The sequence below is a fragment of the Acidimicrobiales bacterium genome (genome assembly GCA_036378675.1).
Lineage (GTDB): Bacteria > Actinomycetota > Acidimicrobiia > Acidimicrobiales > Palsa-688 > DASUWA01.
This window is the reverse complement of sequence record DASUWA010000043.1, coordinates 39,893-61,815: the sequence shown is the minus strand read 5'-3', so window position 1 is coordinate 61,815 and position 21,923 is coordinate 39,893. Positions and strand designations below refer to the sequence as shown.

Below are 21,923 nucleotides of genomic sequence, written 5' to 3'. Positions count from 1 at the left end.
AAGGGCCTTCGCCACGCTGGCGACCTGCATCCGGAGCCTGGGCTCATCGGCCCGGCGCCGGATCGACGACCCCCTCCAGACCCCCTGAAACAAACGTCGCCCAGGACTGCACCGCCACGCCTGTGACTGCGTCGACCGCCGATAGAACCAGACCGTCGCCCAAATACAGACCCACGTGCCCGGGAAGGCCCGGTCCCGGCGGGTCGGACCCCGGGATCAGCACCAGATCCCCCGGCGTGGCCAATCCAGGCACGACCATCTGACCCTCATGAAGCTGATCCACCGTGTAATGCAGCAAACCGACCCCTGCCGCAGCCCACGCCGCGGCCGTCAACCCGGAGCAATCGAACGATCCGGGTCCCGCAGAACCCCACACATAGGGCTTGCCGAGCTGCCCGAGCGCGAAAGCCACCGCGGCGGCGTGCGCCGGAGGAGTGCCGGCAGGGATGGCATATCCCGGCGGCAAGCCATGGGACGGCGCCGGCCCGGCCAAACCACCAGGCACACCCTGGCCGCAACCGCCCTCCGAACTCCCATTCGACTCGACCACCGAAACGACTGCCACTGCCTTCGACCAGTTCGCCTCGTAGTTGCTCGCGTCCTGGAAGACCGAACGCTGAACCCGCTCGGCTGCATCCCAGGGAGCAATCGAGCTGAATCCCGGGACCGCGACCAGGCGGCGCACGAACATCACCGTCGCTTGCGCCGGATCCATCTCCTGACTGGCCGATCCCCAACCCTGCGACATCCGCTGTTGAAAAAGACCCAAGCTGTCCGCGCGACCGGCGTCCGGACCCAAGTTCCTCAATCCCGACTCGGTATAAGCCGCCATCACTGCGATTTGAGCCGTCAACAAGTTCTCCGCCGAGTTGGCTAGAGCTGTGGCAACGACCACCTCCGCGTTCTGCGCCTGCTCGCTTGACAACACACCAACGCCTCCGAACACGGCACACGCCTGAGCCGCCTGTTCCAAACCGGTCACCGCCCCGCTTGTGGCAGAAGATGTCAAAGCTCCTCCCACCACCGCCACGGCCGTCGCGAACGCGGCAAATCCCAAGAGGACCAGGACCGCGAGTGCGCGCGCGGGCAGCGAACTCATCGCCCGTGCAGTTGCATTTGGAGCCTCCTGCTCCGCCGTAGTTGGTTTCAGACAAGCCGATTATGGTCTGCCACGTCAAGTGGTTGGGTGATCACTACTAGTGGTTACCCACGTGAACCGCTCACGGTCACCGAAACGACCGACTGCGACGTTGAAGTTCATCCAACCGTTACCAAAACGCAACCTGCATCATGCATGCCGAATCGGTGGGTGGACGCTCTCGTCGTTGTTATTTGCTCGGCGCGGGCTTTTCCACATGTTGTCCTCTGGTATCAGAGGCCGGTCTCTGCTTGGATCGAAGCGCTGTGACAGCCGCGGCTGGCGGCACCGGCAAACGGAAAACGACAGCCCGCGCGCCGGGGCAGTCCCCCGCGGGCTGTCCCGGCAGCTGGCCTTGTGCATAGCGCGACGACCGGCGGGGAAGAATTCGGACATGGATCGTGCCAGTACACACGATCTTCGTGATCGGGATCTCCGTGACCAGTCCACCCAGTTACGGAAGTACAGCGTGGAACTTCGGTCGAACGCCGAGGAGCTGATCAAGCACGTAGACGCTGCGATGAAGCGGGTGCATTCGCGTCTAGCGGAGAAAACGGCGCCTCGGTCGGATCCGGACGGCGCAGACCTTGAATTCGGGCATGTGACTTACTGGATCCTGGTCGAAACGCGCGGTTAACAAGCCCGCCGAAGCACACCCGTAACATTGAAGAAACGAGGGCGAAAAGTGGCGCTGCTCGTATGAGCAGATCGGCAAAGCGGCTGATGGTACGACGAAGGCTCCGGGATCCCTCGTGGGTTTCACCGTGGGCATCACGGCCGACCGCAGGTGGGACGAACAAGCCCTCCTGTTCGAGAGGAGCGGCGCCAGGGTGGTGCACGGTCCGACCATCCGCACCCAGCCCCTCGGGGCGGAGACCCCTCTTCGCCGCGCGACCGAGGGTGTGATCGCCCGGCCGCCGGCGGTGCTCATTGCCAACACCGGACTGGGCGTTCGCTCGTGGTTTGCGAACGCCGATACTTGGGGGATCGGGCGGGCTCTTGAAACCGCCCTCGCGCGGACACGCATCTTCGCCCGCGGACCCAAGGCGTCAGGGGCGATCCATTCCGCCGGCCTGGCCGTGGTAGCCCGCGCTCGAACGGAACGGCTCAGCGAAGTAGTTGACCTGGTCCTAGAGAGCCTGGCACCCGGGGAGCGAGTGGTGCTGCAACTGGACGGGAGCTCGGAGACTGTCGAGGTCGAGCGCCTACGCCGAGCGGGCGCCAAGGTTGTCACGCTACCGATCTACCGATGGACCCTCCCCGATGACACCGGTCCGGCCATACGACTGGCCGAGTCGGTAATCGACGGTCGATTGCATGCAGTGACATTTACTGCCGGGCCGGCCATCCGTAACTGGCTAACCATCGCGGCCGACGCGGGAATCGAAACGGAACTGCGCCGCGGGCTGACCGACGGGCGGTCAGTCGTAGGATGTGTCGGTCCCGTCTGCGCCGAAGCAGCTGCCGCCGAAGGGCTACTGTCACCGCACCTGATCCAACCGGACACCTTCCGCCTCGGGCCCATGGTGCGAGCGGTGACCGACCGGCTCACCGAGCGTCGCGTCACCCTGCAGATTGCTCCGAGCTCGATGGTGCTCAGCGGCAATACGGTGATCATCGCCGGCCAATGCATCTCCTTGACCGACACCGAGGCCCGGCTGTTATCAACCCTGGCCAGGCATCCGAACACGGTCTTTACCAAGGAACGCCTACTGCAAACCGTTTGGTCCGGCACCGCCGCCGACGCTCATACCGTCGAAGTTGGAATCGCAAGACTTCGTAAGCGCCTCGGGGCCCACGGCGAGTCCATCCACTCAGTCCATCGCCGCGGGTACGCACTGCGAACGTCGACCGCTTCTCACACCAAGAGGACTATCTGATCATCGGCGATCCGCTGGTGCTGATGACATACCAGATACCCCCTACGTAGCTGTTCGGCAATCATGGGCCCATGACAACGATCTACTACGAGCGCGATGCCGACGTTGCCGCCCTCGACGGGGCAGAAGTGGCAGTGGTCGGCTACGGCAACCAAGGGAGGTCCTGGGCCCTCAACCTGCGTGATAGCGGGCTCACCCCGACCGTCTGCGTCCGCCGTGACGCAACCCGCGACCAGGCCGAGGCGGACGGTTTCGCGGCACGCGATGTCGAAGCGGCCAACGACGCCGACGTGATCTGCGTTTTGGTTCCCGACGACGTGATCCCTCAGCTGGGCCTCGAGCCGGGCCCGTCGTCGTGCGTGATCGTGGCGAGCGGCTACACCCTGGCGTTTGGCCGCCTGGCTCCACCTGGAGACGCCGGCCTGGTCGCGCCCCGCATGCTCGGACCGGAGGTGCGCAGCTGCTACGAGGAAGGAGTCGGATTCATCACCGCTGTCGGCGTGCATCGCGACGTGACTGGCAGCGCACGGGACCGGGTGTTGGCGATCGCCCTGGCCATCGGCGGCTTAAGACAGGGAGCCATCGAGCTGACTGCCGAACAAGAGGCCCTGCTCGACCTTGCGGTGGAGCAGGCCCTTTCTCCCGCACTCACCGCGGTCAACACGGCGTTCGTCCAGACCATGGTGGAACGGGGCATTCCAATTGAGGCGGTCATGACCGAGCTGGTCCTGTCCGGCGAGGTGGAGCGCACCTACCGGCTGCTGCGAGAGGTCGGATACGCAGTGCAGTCGGAGTTCCACTCTCCGACGAGCCAGTACGGCCAGCTGACCCGGCGAGGTCGGTACGACCACATCGACATCATGACTCCCATGCGCGAGCTCGTCGAAGACATCGAGAGCGGGCGGTTCGCCGACGAGTGGGACGCCGAGCGCGACGCGGGCTACCCGAACCTGACCCGCCTCAAGGAGCAGCACGCCGGCCCGCTGGTGCGCGAGTTCGAGGCCGACCTACGACGTCGACTGGGACCGGGCGTGACCGCCCGCGACTGAAGCTCTAGGCAGCGCTCCCAGGGAGATTCAGACCCGGCCCGGAGGAGCGCTAGGGTCGTAATAGAGCTCTTGCCGAGCAATCAGACCATCCCGGTAGCGGTACACGACGACATACTCGGACCGCAGCCGGGGGCCCTTGTCGGCATCCCAATCGAACATGATCCTCGTGTACGCCGCGGTTGCCCCCGGAATAACGGCACGTTCGTCGAGCCGGTATTCGATGTTTCGGCAGCCGGCAATTATCATCTGGATGAAGTCGAGTGTCGCTTCGACTCCTTCGATGGCCCGCGGCTCGCCGAACAGCCGAGTCGTAGGGCTGAGGTAGACGACCTCGGGGTGATACAGGTCGCTAGCGAGGCGGATGTCGAGCGAAGCAAATGCGTCAGCAAATCGCTTCTCTTGGGCGTCGATTCCTTGGAGTGTGACGAGCCGGTCCACGGTGTCTAACTCACGAGGTCAGGCCGCTGCATGCTCGCCGATCGGCCCACACCGCCTCGTCGGAGGCCTCCGCAGATCCGGTTTCAGGCTTGGGGATACCGTGCACGATCCGGGCGGGTATCCATTCGTAGGTATCCACTTGTCGTCCGGTGGCGGTTACGAGCAGTATCCCACTGCTCCCGGATTCGCCGTCCTCTCTGAAGTAGACGAAGTTGCCCAAGCCGTAGGCAATCAGTGCGTTGCCGACATGGCCGGCGCCGAAGACCCGGTGGGCATGACTACCGACGATGATGTCTGCGCCGGCGTCGATCAGAGCTTGGGCCAGACCGTGTTGCTCGGGCGATGCGCAGTGGGTCGTTTCGATGCCCCAGTGTAGGAAGACCACGAGTGTGTCCACATCCGGTCGTACGGAGCTGACCGCTGCGAGCAGCCGGGTGGGGTCTATGCAGAAGGCCAGGCCCGGTTGGGTGTCGGTCGCAGTCCACTGACCCACCAGTGCCGGCTCCAGCCAATCCGTGGCGGCAAAGACCGCAACCCGCTGGTCATTGATCGTCGTTACGTACGGCCTGAAGGCCTCGGCCGCGTTATGGCCGATGCCCAGTACCGGCATGCCGGAATCCGCTATGGCGTCAAAGGTATCGGCCATACCGACAGGGCCGTAATCGAGGGCGTGGTTGTTAGCCATGCCGATCACATCTACGCCAGCCGCCTTTAGAGCCCCAAAGGATAACGCCGTCGAGCGGAAGTGGTAAGCCTTGCCCTTGACCGCCTCGCCCCGGTCGGTAATGGCTGTCTCCAGGTTGACCATGGTGAGATCGGCTCGAGCGAACACCGGCGCAACCGGGGACAGGAGATGCTGCGGATCGGAACGCAACTGCGCGGCCAGGGTCGGCACCCCCATGTATGACGCCCCGCCCTCGGTATCCCACTGGTCGACGAAGTGGGTGTCACCCGCGAACGCGAACGTAACTGAACGGCCTCGTGTCCCCTCGGCCGTGGTCGAGGACGACGACCTTCGGATGGAAGCAGTTGACGAAGTACCAGACTGGCGGGCCGGCCTGCCCTCACTCGTGCAACCAGCCTCTAATGACAAGCCAACAACCGGAATGCCCAGCCCCACCCGCAGTATCTCCCGACGAGTGAACTCGCGTGGTGTCACCTCAAGTCCGACTTTAGCTCCCGACCTGACCAATGAGCATCGGAGCCTCGCTCAAAGAGAGCCAGAATGCGATGTGTCGCGGATCTGGTCGATTCGTTGGACCACCAACCTCTGAACCTCGGGCAGTACTTCGATGTCGGACACGACTGCCCTGATTTGGTCGAAGGTCTCGCGAACGACTTGTTCGGCTTGATCGTCCGGGACACGCCAACGCCGCGCCTCAGCCAGAAGATCCTTGGCCTTAATCGTGTTGATCTTGTCTTTCGCACCAATCGTCATGGCGGTAGTGGGGCGCAGCTTTGGCCACAAGACGGTCGGGATCGTGTCGTAGAGGGGTGAAAGCGTCACGGATCGGTAATCCGGACGTAGGAGCGCAAGGTTCTTGCCGTGGGCATCTGCATTGCCGATGACGACATTGAAGGATGTGGCCCTCAACAGCTGCCGCAACTCGGCGAGGGGGTCAGCACCCCAGGTCTCAAGCAGTTCGGCGACCTGGGCGAGACTGGGTCCGCCGTATCTCTCGTACTTGCCACGGCCCCCGGCCGCTTCTGGATCTCGAGCGAGAGCCTGACACATGTCTTCCTGATGGATCCGCTTGACAACACCGTTAACAGTGATTCGATCGAAGCGTTCGACGATGAGGCACCTCTGGCCACCGATGGTGACCAATTCGGGATCGATCGTGGTGAGCCCAATAGCGCGGGCGATGCGCAAACAAGAGGCTTCGGCCTCGATGAGCCCAGGGTGTCTGGGGTCGTCAAGTTTGAGGATGTGGGTTGAGGGCTGGCCGTGCACGGGGCGACCCCAGGTGCCGTCCTCGAGTTTGACGAGCAGCAGCTTGTTCTGGAGACCGGCGACAGATAGTTCAGAATCGTCGTGCAACCCGAGAGGTCGGTCCGGCAGCTCTGCTATCTCGGCCTCAAGCGTCTCAGCTGTGTAGGGCTCGACCGAGCCCTGGCTCTTCTCAGGCGAGTCACCGATGACGAGAGCGCCGGCGACGTCACGACCAAAGCGGGCGAGCAGATGGTAGGTATCCATCGAGGCGACGCGAGCCAGGGAGGCCATAGCCTCACGGTGCTGGCCTTCGGGAAGAAGACCGTTGCAAAACACGGTGGCGTTGAGTCTGCTGGTACCGAGGGGTAAGGAGCAGGAGAGCAGGGGTGCGCCTACCGGGGCCAGATCGAGCGCTTCGGAGGTGTACCTACATCTGAGAGTCCAGGCGTTTGTTGGATGCAGGTCGGCTACGTGGGTGTCGTTCAGCCAAACGGCGAGAGGCTCGAGCTTAGCCATCACCATTTTCCTTGCTCTCGGGCACTGTGTAGGTCACCGTGACTTCCGCCCCGATTCTCCGTAGTGCCCTGAGGTAATGCTCAAGGAGAGGTGTGCTGCGGCCGGATTCAAGCGCGCTGAGGTAGACACGAGTAAGGCCGACCTCGTGGGCCATCTCGGCTTGGGTGAATCCCTTGGCTCGTCGTGCTTCGGCGAGAACGTGACCGAGATCGGCGCCTCTCCTTATTTGCGCTTGGCGTTCCATGCTTGCCGCTCCTGCTACATATCTGTATCACCTGAGTATATCCGTTTGCGATACACATCTGTAGCAACCGCTACCGGCGGAACCTGATACATATTTGTAGCACGTCTACAGGCAGCTTCCCTGTCCCCTCCCGACGCTCGAGAAGCCGGTCAAGTGGCCAACCTGACCGCATCCCACAGTTCGCCGTTCCGGCGGCGATAGTGACGCTTGAAGAGCCCTTCCTGCTCGAAGCCGAACTTGCGGTACAGGCCTTGAGCGGACGTGTTGTGTGGCCAGACCTCCAGGATCAGCTTGTGGGCCCTAGATCTGCGATCCCTCGGCGGACTTGAACGCCGAGGTTCCCTACTAGCAGGCCATCGACCTCGGCCAAGAATGACGCAGCATCTGGGTCACTGAGATAGGAGTTGAACGCGTTGTGGCGGTCGGCCCGGTCGGTTGGTGCCTCGCCCGCGATCCATAGGCCCTCCGCGGCAACAGCTTCGTAGAGCCGAAACCAGTCCTCGAAGTCACCGGCGGTCGCATCGCGAATGGCGATCTCGACGTGCAAGTTCATTGCTCCAGCTTGATGAGCTGCATCTCTGGCAGCAACTGACTTGTTCGTCAGTCAGGACCGGACGACGTGTGTTCGTAAGGATCGGCGATGTCTTCGCCGAGGGTGAACTGAACCAGTCCCGGCAGCTCGACCAGCTCTACTCGGGCTTTCCCATCAGATCGCCGGCGTGGACGACCACGTCGGGTCGCCGGGCGGCAACTGCTCTAACAACCGCAGCCCAGTTCGACTCCGCGCTCGGTACCCCTGGTGACAGATGGGTGTCGGAAGCCACAAGCACCCGCCACACGGCTAAGCGACCCCGGCAAACGAGGCGAAACATCTGATCACTGTCGGCCAGCCGTTGTTGTACATGTCTCGCCAATTCGCGCCTTCGACTCCGAGTCGTTCCCATGCGCGGTGCTCCAGCTCGACCCTTGTTAGTTTCGGCTGCTCAGCGATGAACTTCACCTCAACCTCAGTCGCCTCGGACCAGTCGTCGTGACGCCAGGCGTAGGCAACGAGCCGGGGTGGCTCCCATCGAAGGACTCGGCCGTTGTCATGCTCGACTCCGTCGCGGTAACGCTCGTAGAACCGGCCACCTTCGAACGGCTCGAGATGAAGCTCGCGGGATCGTTCGGTGTCAAAGCTGAATCGGTCCAGTGGCCACCAGGAGCCGATGTCCCTCGTGAAGATATCGAAGGCGTCTTCGATATTCCTTCGCACCCGCACGGTCATGCGCACCGGCTCGATGATCGGAGCCGACGGATCGGGTGGCGTCATTGCGTTGGTTCGATGCCCTTCTCGGCGAACCTGGCGAACCGAGTCAGAGCGTCCTCCCAGAACGATTCGATGAACCGACGGAGCTCGACCAGGCCCTCGGGATCGAGGGCATAGATCCTCCGGTTGCCGGCCGGTCTATCGACGACCAGTCCAGCGGCCTTCAGTACTTGCAGATGCTGGCTTATCGCAGGCCGGGCGACTGGCATGTCACGAGCGATGTCGACCACGGGCAACGGACCACCTTCAAGGCGCTTGACGATGAGCCTCCGCGTGCGATCTCCAAGGGCGTCGAAGATCGCCTCCATCTGGGGATCAAGCAGGTCGTAGCTCATGATTTCCTCGGGTTCGTGCGTCGTTTCGCACTGTGCGCCTTGACGCACCGTGCGTCAGAACTTACTATCTGGACGATACCAGCTGCAGGCGGGAGCGTCCACTATCGCTCCCGGCGCACCAACTCCCAGGAGGTTTCGTAATGGGTAAGCCAGTCGTCGGGTGGTTCGAGGTCACGGGCAAAGACGGTCCGGCGCTTCAGAACTTCTATTCGAAGCTATTCGGTTGGAAGGTCAACGACGCCGGCGACGGGTCCGGTTACGGGTTGGTTGAGGCCGGGGAACGCGGGATCGCCGGCGGTATCGGCGCCAGTCAGGATGGCGGATCGGGCGGAGTTACCTTCTATGTCGAGGTCGACGACCCGGCGAAGTTCCTCGAAAAGGCCGAGAAACTCGGGGGCATGACGATCGTTCCGCCGACCGAGATCGAGAACTTCGGACTGACCTTCGCGTTCTTCGCCGACCCCGAGGGGCACGTTGTTGGCCTCTCCAGAGGCGCCATTCAGTGAGGGCGATGTCCATATGGGCGTCTCGCGAAGCCGCCGAGGAGTTCGCCCCATCGGATCCTTTTGTCGTCAATGGCGTCGTTCAGAGGTGGTACATCCGGCGATGGCTGGTCTCGGCAAGTGAGTGATGAGATATCCGGCCCCAAGTTCCTTGATCCGGGCGACCAATTTTTGCAAACGCAGGTGTCTGTATATATGCCGCCCTCGCCGGGCGAAGACAGGCGACGTCACTAAGGAAGGACCATGCCATCAACGATGACCAAACCCAGCTCCACGGAGGAGACTCCGCGTCCTGTCTGGACGTTGGTGCTCGTAGCGTTCGGATTGTTCATGACCGCTCTGGACACGTTGGTGGTGACGACAGCTCTGCCAGTGCTGCGCGTGTCACTGCACACGACGTTGTCGGATCTGGAGTGGACGGTCAACGCCTACAACCTCGCGTTCGCTTGCTCGCTGCTTACGGGCGCCGCGCTCGGCGATCGGTTTGGACGACGACGAATCTTCTGCACAGGCCTGTCGGTGTTCACCCTGGCCTCAGCAGGGTCGGCCTTGGCGCCAACGGTTGGGGTCCTCATCGCCACCCGGGCGCTGCAAGGCGTGGGCGCAGCGATGGTGATGCCTCTCACGCTCACTCTCATCAGCGAGGCTTTCCCGGCAGAACGTCGGGGGATGGCAATAGGGGTATGGGGCGGCATCGCCGGCCTAGCCGTCGCAGGCGGTCCCGTTGTGGGAGGCGCGGTCGTACAGGGCATCAACTGGCACTGGATCTTTTGGTTGAACGTTCCGATAGGCCTAATTCTCGTGCCTTTGGCGGCCAAACGATTGAGCGAAAGCTACGGCCCCCGACCTCGCCTTGACCTGGTTGGGCTGGGATTGGCCGGCGCGGGATTCTTCGGGCTGACTTGGGGCTTGGTACGGGCGAACACTGTCGGCTGGTCAAGCAGCGAGGTGACTGCTGCGCTCGTCGGTGGCGTAGTTATCATCGGCGCGTTTTTGTGGTGGGAGCAGAGAACCTCGACGCCAATGCTTTCGCTTTCCCTGTTTCGTCGCCCGAGCTTCTCGAGCGCGAACGGCACGAGTTTCTTCATGTACGCCGGTCTCTTCGGTGCCGTCTTCTTGATGTCGCAGTTCTTCCAGACGGCGCAGCACCTCTCGCCGCTGCAAACCGGCTTGCGTCTCCTGCCCTGGACGGGTGCCCCGATGTTCGTCTCACCGATTGCGGGCAAGCTCGCCGAGCGCTACGGCAACCGTCCGTTCATGGCCCTAGGCCTGCTACTCCAAGCGGTTGGTCTCGCCTGGATCGCGGCGATCGCGAGCACCCGCGTCGGGTTCGGCGAGATCGGGGCCGCCCTCGGCGTCGCTGGTCTCGGAATCGGGATGGTCTTCCCGACGGTATCTACCGAAGTATTGGCGGCCGTACCGCCCGAGGAGGTCGGGGTTGCCTCAGGTACCAACAGCGCGCTTCGCGAGCTCGGCGGCGTTCTCGGTGTCGCCGTCCTTGCTTCAGTGTTCTCCAGGCCAGGCATCTACACAACATCGACCGTCTTCGTTGACGGTTTCAAGGCCGCCTTGTGGGTGGGTGCTGGATTCTCACTCGCGGGCGTAGTGGCAGCGATCGCCGGCACACGCCGCTCGCTCACCCGCGAGGTCTTCGATCGCGACCAGACCGCGCCAGTCCTCGCTGAGGCCCTCGGAGGTTAGTCCTGTGTGCCTACTTCTACGACGGGTGTCGACACGGCGACTGAGCTGTTGACAGCCTCTGCGAGCGGCAATCGCACTGTGCAGTCGAGGCCACCCCGCTGACGCGCCGCAACGGTCATGCTCCCGTGGTGGGCGCCGACGATCGCGTCGACGATCGAGAGCCCAAGGCCGAATCCGCCATCGTGTGAGCTGCGGTCCGCTCTCCCCCGCCGGAACGGCTCCACCAACCCGGAGACCACGGCGGGATCGAGGACCGCCCCGGTGTTAGCCACCTCAACGAGGGCCACGTCACCCTCAGCTCGAGTTGCCACCGACACCGATCCGCCAACGACGTTGTGCCGAACCGCGTTTTCGACCAGGTTCCCGACGAGCCTCTCGATCAGAGCAGGATCACCGCTGACCGGTACGCGCTGTAGGTCCGTCTCAACCAGGACCCCGGCGAGCGCAGCTTCGACGCGGGCGTGCTCGACAACCGCGGTCGTAGTCGCCGAAAGCTCTACGGTTGTCCACTTGTCGACGCCGCGCTCGGAACGGGCGAGCACCAGGAGGGCGTCGATCAGCCGTTCGGTGTCCTCGCTGTTGGTTCGCAGCTCCTCCAGGATCGAACGAAGCTCGTCGGGGGTCGCTGACCGGTTGGCCAGGGCTTCGTCGATGAGGACCCGTTCCGTCGCCAACGGGGTGCGCAACTCGTGTGATGCGTTGGCTACAAAGCGCCGCTGGCTATTGAACGCACGATCGAGCCGACCCAGCATCGAGTCGAACGTGTCGGCAAGTTGTTTCAGCTCGTCGTTGGGCCCGTCCAGGTTGATTCGGGCGTGGAGGGTCTGCTCGGAAAGGCTCCGCGCTGCGTCAGTGATCCGGTGGACCGGACGGAGTGCCCGTCCGGCCATCCACCACGAAAGTCCGAACGCCAGGATAGTGAGGAGTCCGAGTGCCAGTGCAGAATCGACCTTGAAGGTGCGGAGCGTTTGCGCCTGGCTCGCCTTGACGGTGTTGGTCAGCCGGCTGAGTTCTGCGGCAGTCGGACCAGGAATCGGTCCCGGCACTTTGCCGAGTACGGCTCCGCTGCCAGGCAGCGTTCCGCTCGCCCCCGCCTCTCCGCCGCCGATGCCGCCTGAGAACGAGTGGTAGTAGACGCTCCCGACGGCGCTGGGGCAGCTGCTCGGGTTCACCGTCAACGGGCCGGGCTGGTTGACGTTGACACCCACGGCGGCGCTGACCGGCTGACCGTCGGGGCCCTTGGTCGTGCAGATGATCTGCACCGCGGTTCCCGGTCCTTTTTCCCGCTGCTGGAGGAGTACGTAGCTGACCCCGAGCAGGGCCGCCCCGGTTACGACGAACAGCGCGGTGTAGGTGAGGGTCAACCGCAGCCGCACGGTTGGGTGCGGCCATCGGATCGCTCTCATGATGTCGCTATCCGGTAGCCGGCACCGATGACGGTGCTGATCATGGGCGGGTCTCCTATCTTGCGGCGGAGGTTTGCGACGGTGACCCTCACGGTGTTGGTGAACGGATCGGCGTGGGCGTCCCACACCCGCTCCAACAGTTCCTCGACGCTGACCACCCGACCAGGGGGCGACATGAGGATTTCGAGGACACCGAACTCCTTGTTGGTGAGGATCAACGGATTGCCGGCCCGCTCGGCGAGCCGGCAGTTGGGGTCGAGGGTGAGCTCACCGGCGGTCAGGACAGGCGGCAGGGCCTGGGTGGACCTCCTCGCCAACGCTCGAATCCGGGCGACGAGCTCGGCGAGCGCGAACGGCTTGGGAAGGTAGTCGTCCGCTCCGAGGCTCAGTCCCTCGACCAGGTCGTCGACGGTCCCGGATGCGGTCAGCATGAGTATCCGGGCTTCGCCCCCGGCGAGCTGGCGGCACACCTCGTCTCCGTGTACTCCCGGAAGGTCACGGTCGAGGACGACCACCTGGTAGTCGTTGTCGACGGCAAGGCGCAGCGCGGCCATCCCGTCATAGGCGACGTCGACCGCCATGCCCTCGCGGCGCAGGCTCCGAGCGATGGAGTCCGCCATGACATGCCGATCTTCGACAACTAACAGCCTCACACCGGCATCGTCGCACTCGAAACTTAAAGATCCGATAAAAGTGCGGGTTTTTTACCGGGGCTTTATGCCTCGAGGTTTACAACGCCTCGCGATGCACGAATCTCAGGAGGCGCGATAGATGAGCAAGACGTTCTGGCGATCGTGGTGGATCGCCGCCTTCGTCGCCGTGGCGGCCTTAGGGTTGTCCGCATGCGGTAGCTCCAGCAGCCCGCACGTGGCCAGCTTGGGCAACAGCAGCGGTAACCAGGGCAACAACGGCACTGGAAGCACCACGACGCTTCCCCACGGGAATCCGACCCAACTGCTCGACGAGTGGGCCAGCTGCATGAGGAACAACGGCGACCCCGGCCAGGTCGACCCGACCATCGACGCCAACGGGGTGATTCACATCACGTTCCCGAGTGCCGGGACTGGGCCGGGCCCCGCCACCCTCGGGGCCCCGAACGGCAAGGACAACCCTTGCAGTGACTACTTGACAGCAGCCTCGACGGCCTTGCGCGGCGGCCAGCCGCTGGAGAAGCCGGATCCGGCGAAGATGGCGAAGTACTCACAGTGCATGCGGGCCAACGGAGTCCCGGACTTTCCCGACCCGCAGTCCGGAGGGGGCCTACAGCTTCGAGTACAACCCGGCAGCGACCTCAACCCGAACAATGCGACCTTCAAGAACGCGTCGAAGCTGTGCGCGAAAAAGACCGGAGTGCCCGGACTCGGCGGCACGCCCCAGCGCGGCGCAATCGAGGCGACCGCCGGAACCGGCCCCGAAGGGGGGCCGGGCGGTAAGAGCGGGCCGGGAGGTTCCGGCATTGCCACTGGAGGCAGTGGTGGCTGAGGTAACCGTCAAACGAGTGGTGTTGGTCGCAGCGCTCGCTGGAGCCATCGTCGGCGGCGCGGTCGCGAGCGGGGTCGCCGAGGCGTCGAGCGGCAGCGTGCGAACCACGGGCACCTCTGCTTCTGGCAACGGCGTCACCCTCGCCACCAGTCCGGTAGTAAGGACCAACTTGCGGTCGACCGTACAGGTGAGCGGCTCGATTGGCTACCAGGGTTCCTACGTCATCGCCGCCGCCACCGGGACGACCGCGCAGCAGGTCGCTCAAGCCCAACAGCAGGTGAGCCAGGACCAGCAGGCGTTGGCGTCGGACCAAACCTCCCAGTCCGACACCACCGCCGCCGACAATCAAGCGATCTCTTCCGCGCAAGACACAGTCAACTCTGCTGCCGCAACGTTGAGCGCCGATCAGAGCAGACAGAGCCAAGAATGTGCCGGCAACGGATCAGCCACGCAGGCGTGCGGCCAGGACGCTCAGAAGGTGAGCCAGGACCAGACCCAACTCACCCAGGCACAGCAGCAGCTCACCACCGCACGGGCGAACGCGAAGCGCGACCGCAATCAGTCCGAAGCGAAGATCGAAACCGACAACAATCAGCTGACCGCCGCCCAGGCCAACCTCGCCGCTCTGGAAGTCAACGAGGTCAACCCGAACACGACCTTCACCCACCTGCCGAAGGCCGGGGACGTCATCAGCCAGGACCAAACCCTGTACTCACTCGACGGTCAGCCGGTCCCTCTCCTGTACGGTACCAGCGCCGCCTACCGAGCGTTCTACGTGGGCATGCCTGACGGGGCTGACGTGGGCCAGCTCACCAACGACCTGATAACCCTCGGGTACGGGAGCGGCCTCACTCAGAGCAACCACTACTCGTCGGCGACGGCAACAGCGGTGCAGCGCTGGCAGTCAGCTCTAGGTCTTCCCGCGAGCGGAACGATCCTCTTGGGTCAGGTCGTCTTCGAGCCCGGTCCGATCCGGGTCACTTCCGTCACCCCTTCGGTCGGGCAGGCGGTCGGAGGCGGAAGCGGCGGCACGGTGATGAACGCGACCAGCACCACCCCGATCGTCAGTGTCGCGCTGCAGGTCACCCAGGAGTACCTGGTGAAGCCCGGCGACGCGGTGACGGTTGTACTGCCCGATGGCACCTCCACGGTGGGGGGGCACGTGCAAACCGTCGGAAACGTGGCGACCTGCCCCAGCGGCAACGGAGGCGGCGGTGGAGGTGGCGGCGGCAACAACTCGGCCGACCAGTCGCCTTGCTCGTCGAGCGGAAGCGGCAACTCGTCGACGCCGACGGTCACCGTCACCGTCACAATGGACAGCACCCCGCGGGGTGCGACTCTTGACCAGGCCCCGGTGGACGTGAACATCACCACCGAGCACGCCGACGACGTTCTCGCAGTGCCGATCAACGCCCTCCTGGCTCTGCAAGGAGGCGGAGACGCGGTCGAGGTGGTCACCGGAGCCACTCATCACTTGGTCGGGGTGACCACCGGGTTGTACAGCAACACCATGGTCCAGATCAGCTCTCCGGACATCAGCGCCGGAATGCTGGTGGAGGTACCTTCCTCGTGACGCTCGCAACGCAGGTTGTCGAGGAGCGGGCCGCCCCTGCGACCCCTGTCCTCGAGCTCGTCGACGTCGCGAAGGAGTACCCGGGCGACCCTCCGGTCGTCGCTCTCGCCGGTGTCACACTGCGTGTCGATCCAGGCGAGCTGGTCGCCATCCTCGGTCCGTCAGGATCTGGAAAAAGTACCGCACTCCACGTGATGGGCACCCTCGAGCGACCCACCCGAGGTGTGGTGCGAATTGCGGGCGAGGACACCTCGACGATGTCAGACAAACAACTGTCAGGTCTGCGGGCTCGGCGCTTGGGTTTCGTCTTCCAGCAATTCTTTCTGCTCGACGGTCTCAGCGTGCTCGACAATGTTGCCGACGGGTTGCTGTACCGGGGAGGTCGGGTCTCCGACCGGCGACGCTTGGCGAGCGCGGCGATCGATCGCGTCGGTCTGAGCCACCGGATGGGGCACCGGCCGAACCAGTTGTCGGGCGGGGAACAGCAGCGCACCGCGATCGCGCGCGCGTTGGCCGGGCGGCCGGCGTTGGTAATGGCGGACGAGCCAACCGGCAACCTCGACACCGCTACTGGCGCATCCATCCTCGCCCTGCTCCGCGAGCTACACGACGAGGGCACCACCATCGTGGTGATCACCCACGACCTCGACGTTGCCTCGGCGATGGAACGGCGGATCGAGATACGCGACGGGAAGATCGTCCATGACTCGCGACGGGACGGTCAACTGTGATGCGCGACGGCAGGACCGCGTCCAAGCTGTCGCGGCGCGACCTGATGCGTATCGGCAGCTTGGGCTTGCGCAGCCGGCGGGTGCGAGCGTCGCTGTCCGCTCTCGGCATAAGCATCGGCATCGCCGCGATCGTCGGCGTGCTCGGCATCTCCCAGTCGTCAAAGTCTGGGCTGCTCGCCGAACTCGGCCGGTTGGGCAACCTGCTCAGCGTCCAAGCGGGTCAAAGCGCGTTCGGGCAACAGTCCGAGCTGCCGACCGACGCCGAGGGCATGGTGTCAAGGATCGCGCCGGTCACCAACGTGACCGAGATCGCCACGATCTCGAACGCCCACGTGTACCGCAACCCCTACGTGCCGCCTATCAACACCAACGGCATCGCGGTCACCGCGACCGACGCGTTCCTCCCGGCCACCCTCGGAGCGACAGTCGCCCACGGAACCTTCTTGAACGCCGCGACCGCGCGCTATCCAGCGGTCGTGCTCGGCGCCGAAGCCGCGCGGCTCCTGGGCATCCACGATCTGTCCAGCCCGACTCAGGTGTGGCTGGGCGGGCGGTGGTTCACCGTCGTCGGCATCCTCAAGCCCGTCGAGTTGGTGACGCAGATCGACAGCATGGCCCTGATCGGTTTTCCCGTGGCGGAAAGGAACTTCGGCTTCGACGGTCACCCGACCAACATCTACCTGCGCAGCGTGCCCAGCCAGGTCAACGCAGTGGCGACGGTCCTGCCCGCGACAGTCAACCCGAGAGATCCCTCGCTCGTGAACGTCAGCCAGCCCTCCGACGTGCTGAAGGCCGAGGTCGCCACCAAGGGCGCGTACAACGGTCTCCTGCTCGGTCTCGGCGCGGTGGCTCTGCTAGTCGGCGGTGTGGGCATCGCCAACGTCATGGTCATCTCGGTCCTCGAGCGCCGTTCGGAGATCGGGCTTCGCCGCGCCCTGGGAGCAAGCAGGCGCCACGTCGCCGAACAGTTCCTCGCGGAAGCACTGTTGCTCTCGGCACTTGGCGGGCTGGCGGGCACCGTCATAGGCGGCGTGGCGACTGGCATCTACGCGGTTACCCAGCACTGGTCGGTAGTGATCCCGGGACTGGCCCTCTATGGCGGAATCGGCGCCGCGCTGGTGATCGGCGCCATCGCCGGTCTCTACCCGTCGACGCGCGCGGCGCGCTTATCACCGACCGAGGCGCTACGAACCGTATAGCTCGTCCGTGCCCGATCAGTCCTGATCTAGCCAGCCTCGCCGGTTCCGTTCGTGCTATCCAGCCCGTCGAGCTCGGCCATGTCCTCTTGCGATAGCTCGAAGTCGAAGATCCTGGCGTTCTCCTCGATGCGATCCCGGTGGGTCGACTTCGGCAGGACCACGGTCTCGCGTTGTAGGCACCACCGCAAGAGGACCTGCGCAGGCGAACGACCCACTCGAGATGCGACCTCGCCCACCCGACGGTCTTTGAGATGGCGGCCGGTCCCCAAAGGGCTATAGGCCTCGATGACTATGTTGTGCCTGGTTGCGGCGTCGAGAAGCGCGCGCCGGTACTCGAAGGGACTGAACTGAACCTGGTTCACCACCGGAGGAACCTCGGCCCCACCAACGACGTCGTTCATTTCAGCCACCCCGTAGTTGGACACACCGATTGAGCGGGTGTAACCGAGCTGTAGTGCCTTCTCCATGCCCGGCCAGGCCCGGGCCGCACCGCCGCTAGGCCAGTGAACGAGATATAGGTCCACGTAGTCGAGAACCATTCGCCGCAAGCTGCCTTCGGCTTCCGCCACAGGATCGCGCCGCGAGGGGTTGAACTTGGTTGTAACGAAAAGCTCCTCACGTGGCACTCCGCTCTCCCGCACGGCCTGGCCGACGCTCTCTTCGTTGCCATACAGCTGGGCAGTGTCGATGTGCCGGTATCCGGCGTCAAGCGCCCACCGAACTGCGTTGACGCACTCAGGCCCGTTTCGTATCTGCCACACCCCCAACGCGAGTAGAGGGATCTTGGTGCCATCCGACAACTGGCGAGATTCCACTTCAGCTTTTTAGCACCCGAAGCGCACCCAGTTTGGGTCGTCGAAGCGAAGCGACAGTGCGCTTCCGTTCGGTAGATCAGATATGGACGCGGTAGCGGAGGTACACGACACCGTTGTCGAACCGGTGTTCCTCGATCAGCTCCAACAGGGCGGGCGCGTCGCTGGAAAATGCGGGCTTCCCTTGACCGACGAGCACCGGATAGATGAAGAGGTGGCATTCGTCGACCAGTCCGGCGTTGAACGCGTGTGCTGCGAGGGTCGGGCCGCCGATGGTGAAGTCGCTCTCGGCGGACGCCTTCATGTCGCGAACCACATCGGGGTCAAAGCGGCGCTCGAGCCGCGTGTTGGCCGTCGATACCGCCTGCAGCGAGGCCGAGTAGACGATCTTGTCGGCCGTCTGCCAGACGTTCGCGAAGTCGGCCATGAGCTTCGACTGGGCGGAAAGGGCGGGGTCGGCCTCCCAAACTGCCATCGTCTCGTACAACCGCCGGCCATAGAGGTAGGTACCGGCGGGGCGCACAACGTCGGTGATGAAAGTGAACACTTCGTCGCTGGGTGCGGTCCATTCGAACCTGCCGTGCGCGTCCTCGACGTAGCCGTCGAGGGACACATTCGTGACGAAAACCAGCTTGGCCATTCCGCTGCTTAGGCGCCGGGCGGCCCGGCCAGGATCGTCGGAACGTACTCGAGCAGTTGGATGCGACCGTCGAAGGTGCGACTGCTGATCATGTCGAGAGCAACATCGGGATAGCCGTCATAGATCCTCTCCCGGCCGCTGCTTCCGGTGATGACGGGAAAGACAACCACGCGGAAGCGATCCACGAGACCGGCCTTCAGCAGAGAGCGGCACAGTGTGAGGCTGCCTATGGTTCGCATCGACTTGGAGGCCTCGGCCCTCATCTCCCGCACGGCCTCAACCGGATCTCGAGCCACGACTTGTGTGTTCGCCCAAGAAATGGACTCTCCCAATGTGGTCGAGAAGACGACCTTCGACATGCCCGCCAGGACATCGGTACCTGGCTCGCCCTGTGCGGCGAGTCCCGACATGACACGGTACGTGGTTGCGCCCATCAGGATCGTGTAGTCGGCTTCGGGCTGATCTCCCAACCACCCGAGGTACTCGGGTCCCTCCAGCCCCCACCAGCCAGGCCAGCCGTCCGCAGCCGCGTAGCCATCAAGCGAAGTGATGAAATCGACGAGGAGTTCTGGTACGGTGGTCTCCGTTTCCTCACTCAAAGATCTCAGCTGTGAGCAGGTAGACGTGGCTTTCGTCCAGGTGCTCGTGCAGCCATCCGAGCGTGCGTGAACCTGGCGGTTCCAGACCTGAAGGCCCCACCATCCGAGTGCGGCCAACGTCGACGGTCTCGAGCGGCTCCCCGCGCCAGTCTTGTGCCGAGTCGAGCGCCCGTTCGATCACCTGCCGCATTTGGTGGCCCCGCAATGTGCACTCATAGGCTCCCCACTCAACCTGGCGCACCGCGTCTTCAAGAGGATACCTAGAACCCATCGCTCGGTGGTAGGACCGAAGCGCGTCATAGGTGGCGGCGGCGTGCCGCCCCGACCAGTCGGCGTGAATCCCCTCCGGAGCATCGTCCCGTATCTGGGCGTTGTACACCGACTGTGAGCCTACGTCCGCCGGCACCTGCCGGCGGAGGCTGGTTCAGCGATGGCCGGACTCGACAACACGATGTTGCCCCAGAGCCCTGGGCTGACCCGCTCAGTTACCTGGGGGCGAGTACTTCACGTTCTTCTGTGCCGCCGAGTCGATTTCGTCGGGGGTGAGGAGCACCACGGTGCGCACGGTCGCTCCTCCGCCCGCGGTGACAGCCAGCGCCAGGGCTGCGGCCGCCTCATTGTCCGGTAAGTCAGCGACGGTGAACACGTCGGTCCCTCCGAACGCGAAGTAGAACACGTCCAACTTGCCACCCACGCTCTTCGCCGCGGCCTGAGCCGCCGCTTTGCGAGCGCTACCGCCCTTCGCGACGACTCCGCGCACACCGTCGAGCGTGTAACTGACCTCAAGAAGGTACTTCGGCATGGGCTCGCTCCTTCATCAGTAGGTGCACAAACACTACGTCCACCTAGTCACCGTCGCGACCTGAGGCTCTAACGAGCTCACCTGTCGACATTAATAAGGGGTGTACCGGCGGCGAAACCTTCGGATCCCGGGGGGACGGCGAAGCCGGCCAGCGGAATTGATTCGCCATGCTCACTCGACGTTCTTTTCTCCGCATGGCCGGAACGGGCGCAGGCTTGGCCGCGATAGGTGCCGCAGTACCTGCGCTGGCCGACAGCTCCTCTATCGCCGGCTCGGCCCACCTCCCGACGGCGACCGAACTGGGCGTTGACCATGTCGTCATCCTCATGTTGGAGAACCGGTCCTTCGACCACCTCCTGGGGTGGCTGCCGGGCGCCAACGGAACCCAATCGGGGCTCTATCAGGCTCTCGATGGGCTGTGGTACCCGAACTACCACTTGGCGCCGGACTTTCAGGGGTGCGGCTACAGCGACGCCGACCATTCCTGGGAGGGTTGGCTCATCGAGTTCGACGGAGGCCGTTGTGACGGCTTCTTGAAGCGGCCCGGACCGTTCTCCAGCAGCACGCATGCTGCGGCCAATACCTTTCCGATCGGTTACTACATCGATAAGGACCTCCCCGTACTTGCGGCCCTCGCCCGCAACTACGTGGTACTGGACCACTACTTCTGTGCCATCGCTGCGGAGACGTACCCGAATCGCTTCTATCAGCATGCTGCGCGCACCGACCGTGACCACAACAGCGGCGGGCCGAGCATTTCTACCCTCCCTACTGTCTGGGACCAGCTGTCGCCTCTACACGGGCCAGCGCTCCCCGGCCAGCCACCGACCGGCGCCTACTACTTCCAGGACGCCCCCTTCCTCGCTCTGTGGGGCCAGAAGTACGCCCAGTTCGTGCGTCCGTACTCGCAGGCGACCCCGATCCCGGCCACCGGGGTGATAGATGGGACGACCCTGCCGCCGATCACCATCGCTCCCGAGGGCGAAAGCTTCCTCGACGCCGTCCGCAACGGCACTCTCCCCAACGTGGCCTACGTCGATCCCTCCTTTGTGGACGAGGGCGCCGGCACCTCTGACGACGACCATCCCCTGGCAGACGTTCGCCTCGGTGACAAGGTCATGGCCGACGTCTACCACGCCCTCGCGGACGCAGGCCTTCTCGAACGGACGATCCTGGTCATCACCTTCGACGAGTGGGGCGGTTTCTACGACCACGTTCCTCCCCCCACCGTGATCGACGACACCGATCCCAATACCGTCTCGCACATCGGCAACGTGACCACGCTCGGCCAGACCCACCCCAACTACGGTCAGCTCGGCTTCCGAGTCCCGTGCATCGTCGTCTCGCCGTTCGGCAAGCCCGGCGTTGTGCACGAAGGCCCCTACGAGCACACCTCGTCTCTTGCAATGATCGAATCGCTGTTCGGCCTCCACCCCCTGACCGCCCGCGACGCTCACGCCAAGAACCTCCTGTCAGCGCTCGACGTGAATCGCCGACGCCTTGACGACCCGCAGTCCCGCATCCCGACCTCACTCGATGTCGGCGGACCTGCAGTCGGCGCCGCCGCCGCGTGCGGGTCTCCCTTCACCGTGCCCTCGGTATCCCCGAAGCCGGTCCCCCACTGACCGGCCAG

Annotated in this window: 26 protein-coding genes; 10 read left to right on the top strand and 16 right to left on the bottom strand. The window is 64.2% G+C overall.

Annotated features, from left to right (window positions below; translation table 11 throughout):
* Positions 1-43: 43 nt before the first annotated feature.
* Positions 44-1,099 carry an NlpC/P60 family protein gene (locus tag VFZ97_14085; protein ID HEX6394562.1) on the bottom strand — a complete coding sequence of 352 codons (1,056 nt, stop codon included), beginning with the start codon at positions 1,097-1,099 and terminating at the stop codon, positions 44-46.
* Positions 1,100-1,532: 433 nt separating this feature from the next.
* Here VFZ97_14085 and VFZ97_14080 point away from each other — a divergent pair, with 433 nt between their 5' ends.
* The 3 genes from VFZ97_14080 to VFZ97_14070 all read left to right on the top strand — a co-directional run bounded on the left by VFZ97_14080 (position 1,533) and on the right by VFZ97_14070 (position 4,067).
* Positions 1,533-1,775, top strand: a complete 243-nt coding sequence (locus VFZ97_14080) for a hypothetical protein (GenBank protein ID HEX6394561.1) — start codon at positions 1,533-1,535, stop codon at positions 1,773-1,775.
* A 115-nt stretch (positions 1,776-1,890) separates the two neighbouring features.
* Positions 1,891-3,018 carry a uroporphyrinogen-III synthase gene (locus tag VFZ97_14075; protein HEX6394560.1) on the top strand — a complete coding sequence of 376 codons (1,128 nt, stop codon included), beginning with the start codon at positions 1,891-1,893 and terminating at the stop codon, positions 3,016-3,018.
* A 71-nt stretch (positions 3,019-3,089) separates the two neighbouring features.
* Positions 3,090-4,067 carry a hypothetical protein gene (locus VFZ97_14070; GenBank protein ID HEX6394559.1) on the top strand — a complete coding sequence of 326 codons (978 nt, stop codon included), beginning with the start codon at positions 3,090-3,092 and terminating at the stop codon, positions 4,065-4,067.
* 27 nt (positions 4,068-4,094) lie between these two features.
* Here the strand turns inward: VFZ97_14070 and VFZ97_14065 are convergent, their stop codons facing one another.
* From VFZ97_14065 to VFZ97_14030, 8 genes are all read right to left on the bottom strand, one after another.
* Entirely contained in the window at positions 4,095-4,505 is a 411-nt protein-coding gene (locus tag VFZ97_14065; GenBank protein ID HEX6394558.1) for a nuclear transport factor 2 family protein, read from the bottom strand.
* Between the two features lie 10 nt (positions 4,506-4,515).
* Positions 4,516-5,664 (bottom strand): CapA family protein, encoded by a 1,149-nt coding sequence (locus tag VFZ97_14060; GenBank protein ID HEX6394557.1) that lies wholly within the window; start codon positions 5,662-5,664, stop codon positions 4,516-4,518.
* A gap of 51 nt (positions 5,665-5,715) precedes the next feature.
* Positions 5,716-6,954, bottom strand: coding sequence for a HipA domain-containing protein (locus VFZ97_14055; GenBank protein HEX6394556.1), 1,239 nt, complete (start codon positions 6,952-6,954; stop codon positions 5,716-5,718).
* The gene (locus VFZ97_14050; GenBank protein HEX6394555.1) at positions 6,947-7,198 is read right to left on the bottom strand and encodes a helix-turn-helix transcriptional regulator; all 252 of its coding nucleotides are present in this window, start codon (positions 7,196-7,198) and stop codon (positions 6,947-6,949) included. The genes VFZ97_14055 and VFZ97_14050 overlap by 8 nt, the downstream gene beginning before the upstream one ends.
* A gap of 286 nt (positions 7,199-7,484) precedes the next feature.
* Positions 7,485-7,751 (bottom strand): hypothetical protein, encoded by a 267-nt coding sequence (locus tag VFZ97_14045; GenBank protein HEX6394554.1) that lies wholly within the window; start codon positions 7,749-7,751, stop codon positions 7,485-7,487.
* 136 nt (positions 7,752-7,887) lie between these two features.
* Positions 7,888-8,028, bottom strand: coding sequence for a hypothetical protein (locus VFZ97_14040; GenBank protein ID HEX6394553.1), 141 nt, complete (start codon positions 8,026-8,028; stop codon positions 7,888-7,890).
* Between the two features lie 11 nt (positions 8,029-8,039).
* Complete coding sequence (locus VFZ97_14035) at positions 8,040-8,510, bottom strand: SRPBCC domain-containing protein (protein HEX6394552.1); 471 nt, start codon at positions 8,508-8,510, stop codon at positions 8,040-8,042.
* Entirely contained in the window at positions 8,507-8,842 is a 336-nt protein-coding gene (locus tag VFZ97_14030) for a metalloregulator ArsR/SmtB family transcription factor (GenBank protein HEX6394551.1), read from the bottom strand. The genes VFZ97_14035 and VFZ97_14030 overlap by 4 nt, the downstream gene beginning before the upstream one ends.
* A gap of 140 nt (positions 8,843-8,982) precedes the next feature.
* On the opposite strand from VFZ97_14030, the gene VFZ97_14025 reads away from it, so the two are divergent.
* Together VFZ97_14025 and VFZ97_14020 are read left to right on the top strand one after the other, a co-directional pair.
* Positions 8,983-9,348, top strand: coding sequence for a VOC family protein (locus tag VFZ97_14025; protein ID HEX6394550.1), 366 nt, complete (start codon positions 8,983-8,985; stop codon positions 9,346-9,348).
* 252 nt (positions 9,349-9,600) lie between these two features.
* Positions 9,601-11,046: an MFS transporter gene (locus VFZ97_14020; GenBank protein ID HEX6394549.1), complete on the top strand. Its 1,446-nt coding sequence runs from the start codon at positions 9,601-9,603 to the stop codon at positions 11,044-11,046.
* On the opposite strand, the gene VFZ97_14015 is transcribed toward VFZ97_14020, so the two are convergent.
* Positions 11,043-12,452, bottom strand: coding sequence for a HAMP domain-containing sensor histidine kinase (locus VFZ97_14015; GenBank protein ID HEX6394548.1), 1,410 nt, complete (start codon positions 12,450-12,452; stop codon positions 11,043-11,045). The two genes, VFZ97_14020 and VFZ97_14015, sit on opposite strands and share 4 nt — an antisense overlap.
* Entirely contained in the window at positions 12,449-13,105 is a 657-nt protein-coding gene (locus tag VFZ97_14010) for a response regulator transcription factor (protein ID HEX6394547.1), read from the bottom strand. Before VFZ97_14010 ends, VFZ97_14015 begins: the two co-directional genes overlap by 4 nt.
* 118 nt (positions 13,106-13,223) lie before the next feature.
* Here VFZ97_14010 and VFZ97_14005 point away from each other — a divergent pair, with 118 nt between their 5' ends.
* The 4 genes from VFZ97_14005 to VFZ97_13990 are packed head-to-tail and all read left to right on the top strand — an operon-like array spanning position 13,224 to position 17,437.
* Positions 13,224-13,934 carry a hypothetical protein gene (locus VFZ97_14005; GenBank protein HEX6394546.1) on the top strand — a complete coding sequence of 237 codons (711 nt, stop codon included), beginning with the start codon at positions 13,224-13,226 and terminating at the stop codon, positions 13,932-13,934.
* Positions 13,909-15,507, top strand: a complete 1,599-nt coding sequence (locus VFZ97_14000; GenBank protein ID HEX6394545.1) for a peptidoglycan-binding domain-containing protein — start codon at positions 13,909-13,911, stop codon at positions 15,505-15,507. Before VFZ97_14005 ends, VFZ97_14000 begins: the two co-directional genes overlap by 26 nt.
* On the top strand, positions 15,504-16,238 hold the full coding sequence (locus tag VFZ97_13995) for an ABC transporter ATP-binding protein (protein ID HEX6394544.1): 735 nt from the start codon (positions 15,504-15,506) through the stop codon (positions 16,236-16,238). The genes VFZ97_14000 and VFZ97_13995 overlap by 4 nt, the downstream gene beginning before the upstream one ends.
* Complete coding sequence (locus VFZ97_13990) at positions 16,238-17,437, top strand: FtsX-like permease family protein (GenBank protein HEX6394543.1); 1,200 nt, start codon at positions 16,238-16,240, stop codon at positions 17,435-17,437. Before VFZ97_13995 ends, VFZ97_13990 begins: the two co-directional genes overlap by 1 nt.
* Before the next feature lie 26 nt (positions 17,438-17,463).
* Here the strand turns inward: VFZ97_13990 and VFZ97_13985 are convergent, their stop codons facing one another.
* The 5 genes from VFZ97_13985 to VFZ97_13965 form a co-directional block, all read right to left on the bottom strand.
* On the bottom strand, positions 17,464-18,252 hold the full coding sequence (locus tag VFZ97_13985) for an aldo/keto reductase (protein ID HEX6394542.1): 789 nt from the start codon (positions 18,250-18,252) through the stop codon (positions 17,464-17,466).
* Positions 18,253-18,328: 76 nt separating this feature from the next.
* On the bottom strand, positions 18,329-18,889 hold the full coding sequence (locus VFZ97_13980) for a dihydrofolate reductase family protein (protein ID HEX6394541.1): 561 nt from the start codon (positions 18,887-18,889) through the stop codon (positions 18,329-18,331).
* Positions 18,890-18,897: 8 nt separating this feature from the next.
* The gene (locus VFZ97_13975; GenBank protein HEX6394540.1) at positions 18,898-19,488 is read right to left on the bottom strand and encodes a dihydrofolate reductase family protein; all 591 of its coding nucleotides are present in this window, start codon (positions 19,486-19,488) and stop codon (positions 18,898-18,900) included.
* Entirely contained in the window at positions 19,481-19,894 is a 414-nt protein-coding gene (locus VFZ97_13970) for a hypothetical protein (GenBank protein HEX6394539.1), read from the bottom strand. The genes VFZ97_13975 and VFZ97_13970 overlap by 8 nt, the downstream gene beginning before the upstream one ends.
* A 75-nt stretch (positions 19,895-19,969) precedes the next feature.
* Positions 19,970-20,290, bottom strand: coding sequence for a GYD domain-containing protein (locus VFZ97_13965; GenBank protein HEX6394538.1), 321 nt, complete (start codon positions 20,288-20,290; stop codon positions 19,970-19,972).
* Positions 20,291-20,484: 194 nt separating this feature from the next.
* Here VFZ97_13965 and VFZ97_13960 point away from each other — a divergent pair, with 194 nt between their 5' ends.
* Positions 20,485-21,915 (top strand): alkaline phosphatase family protein, encoded by a 1,431-nt coding sequence (locus tag VFZ97_13960; protein ID HEX6394537.1) that lies wholly within the window; start codon positions 20,485-20,487, stop codon positions 21,913-21,915.
* The last annotated feature ends 8 nt before the right edge of the window (positions 21,916-21,923 follow it).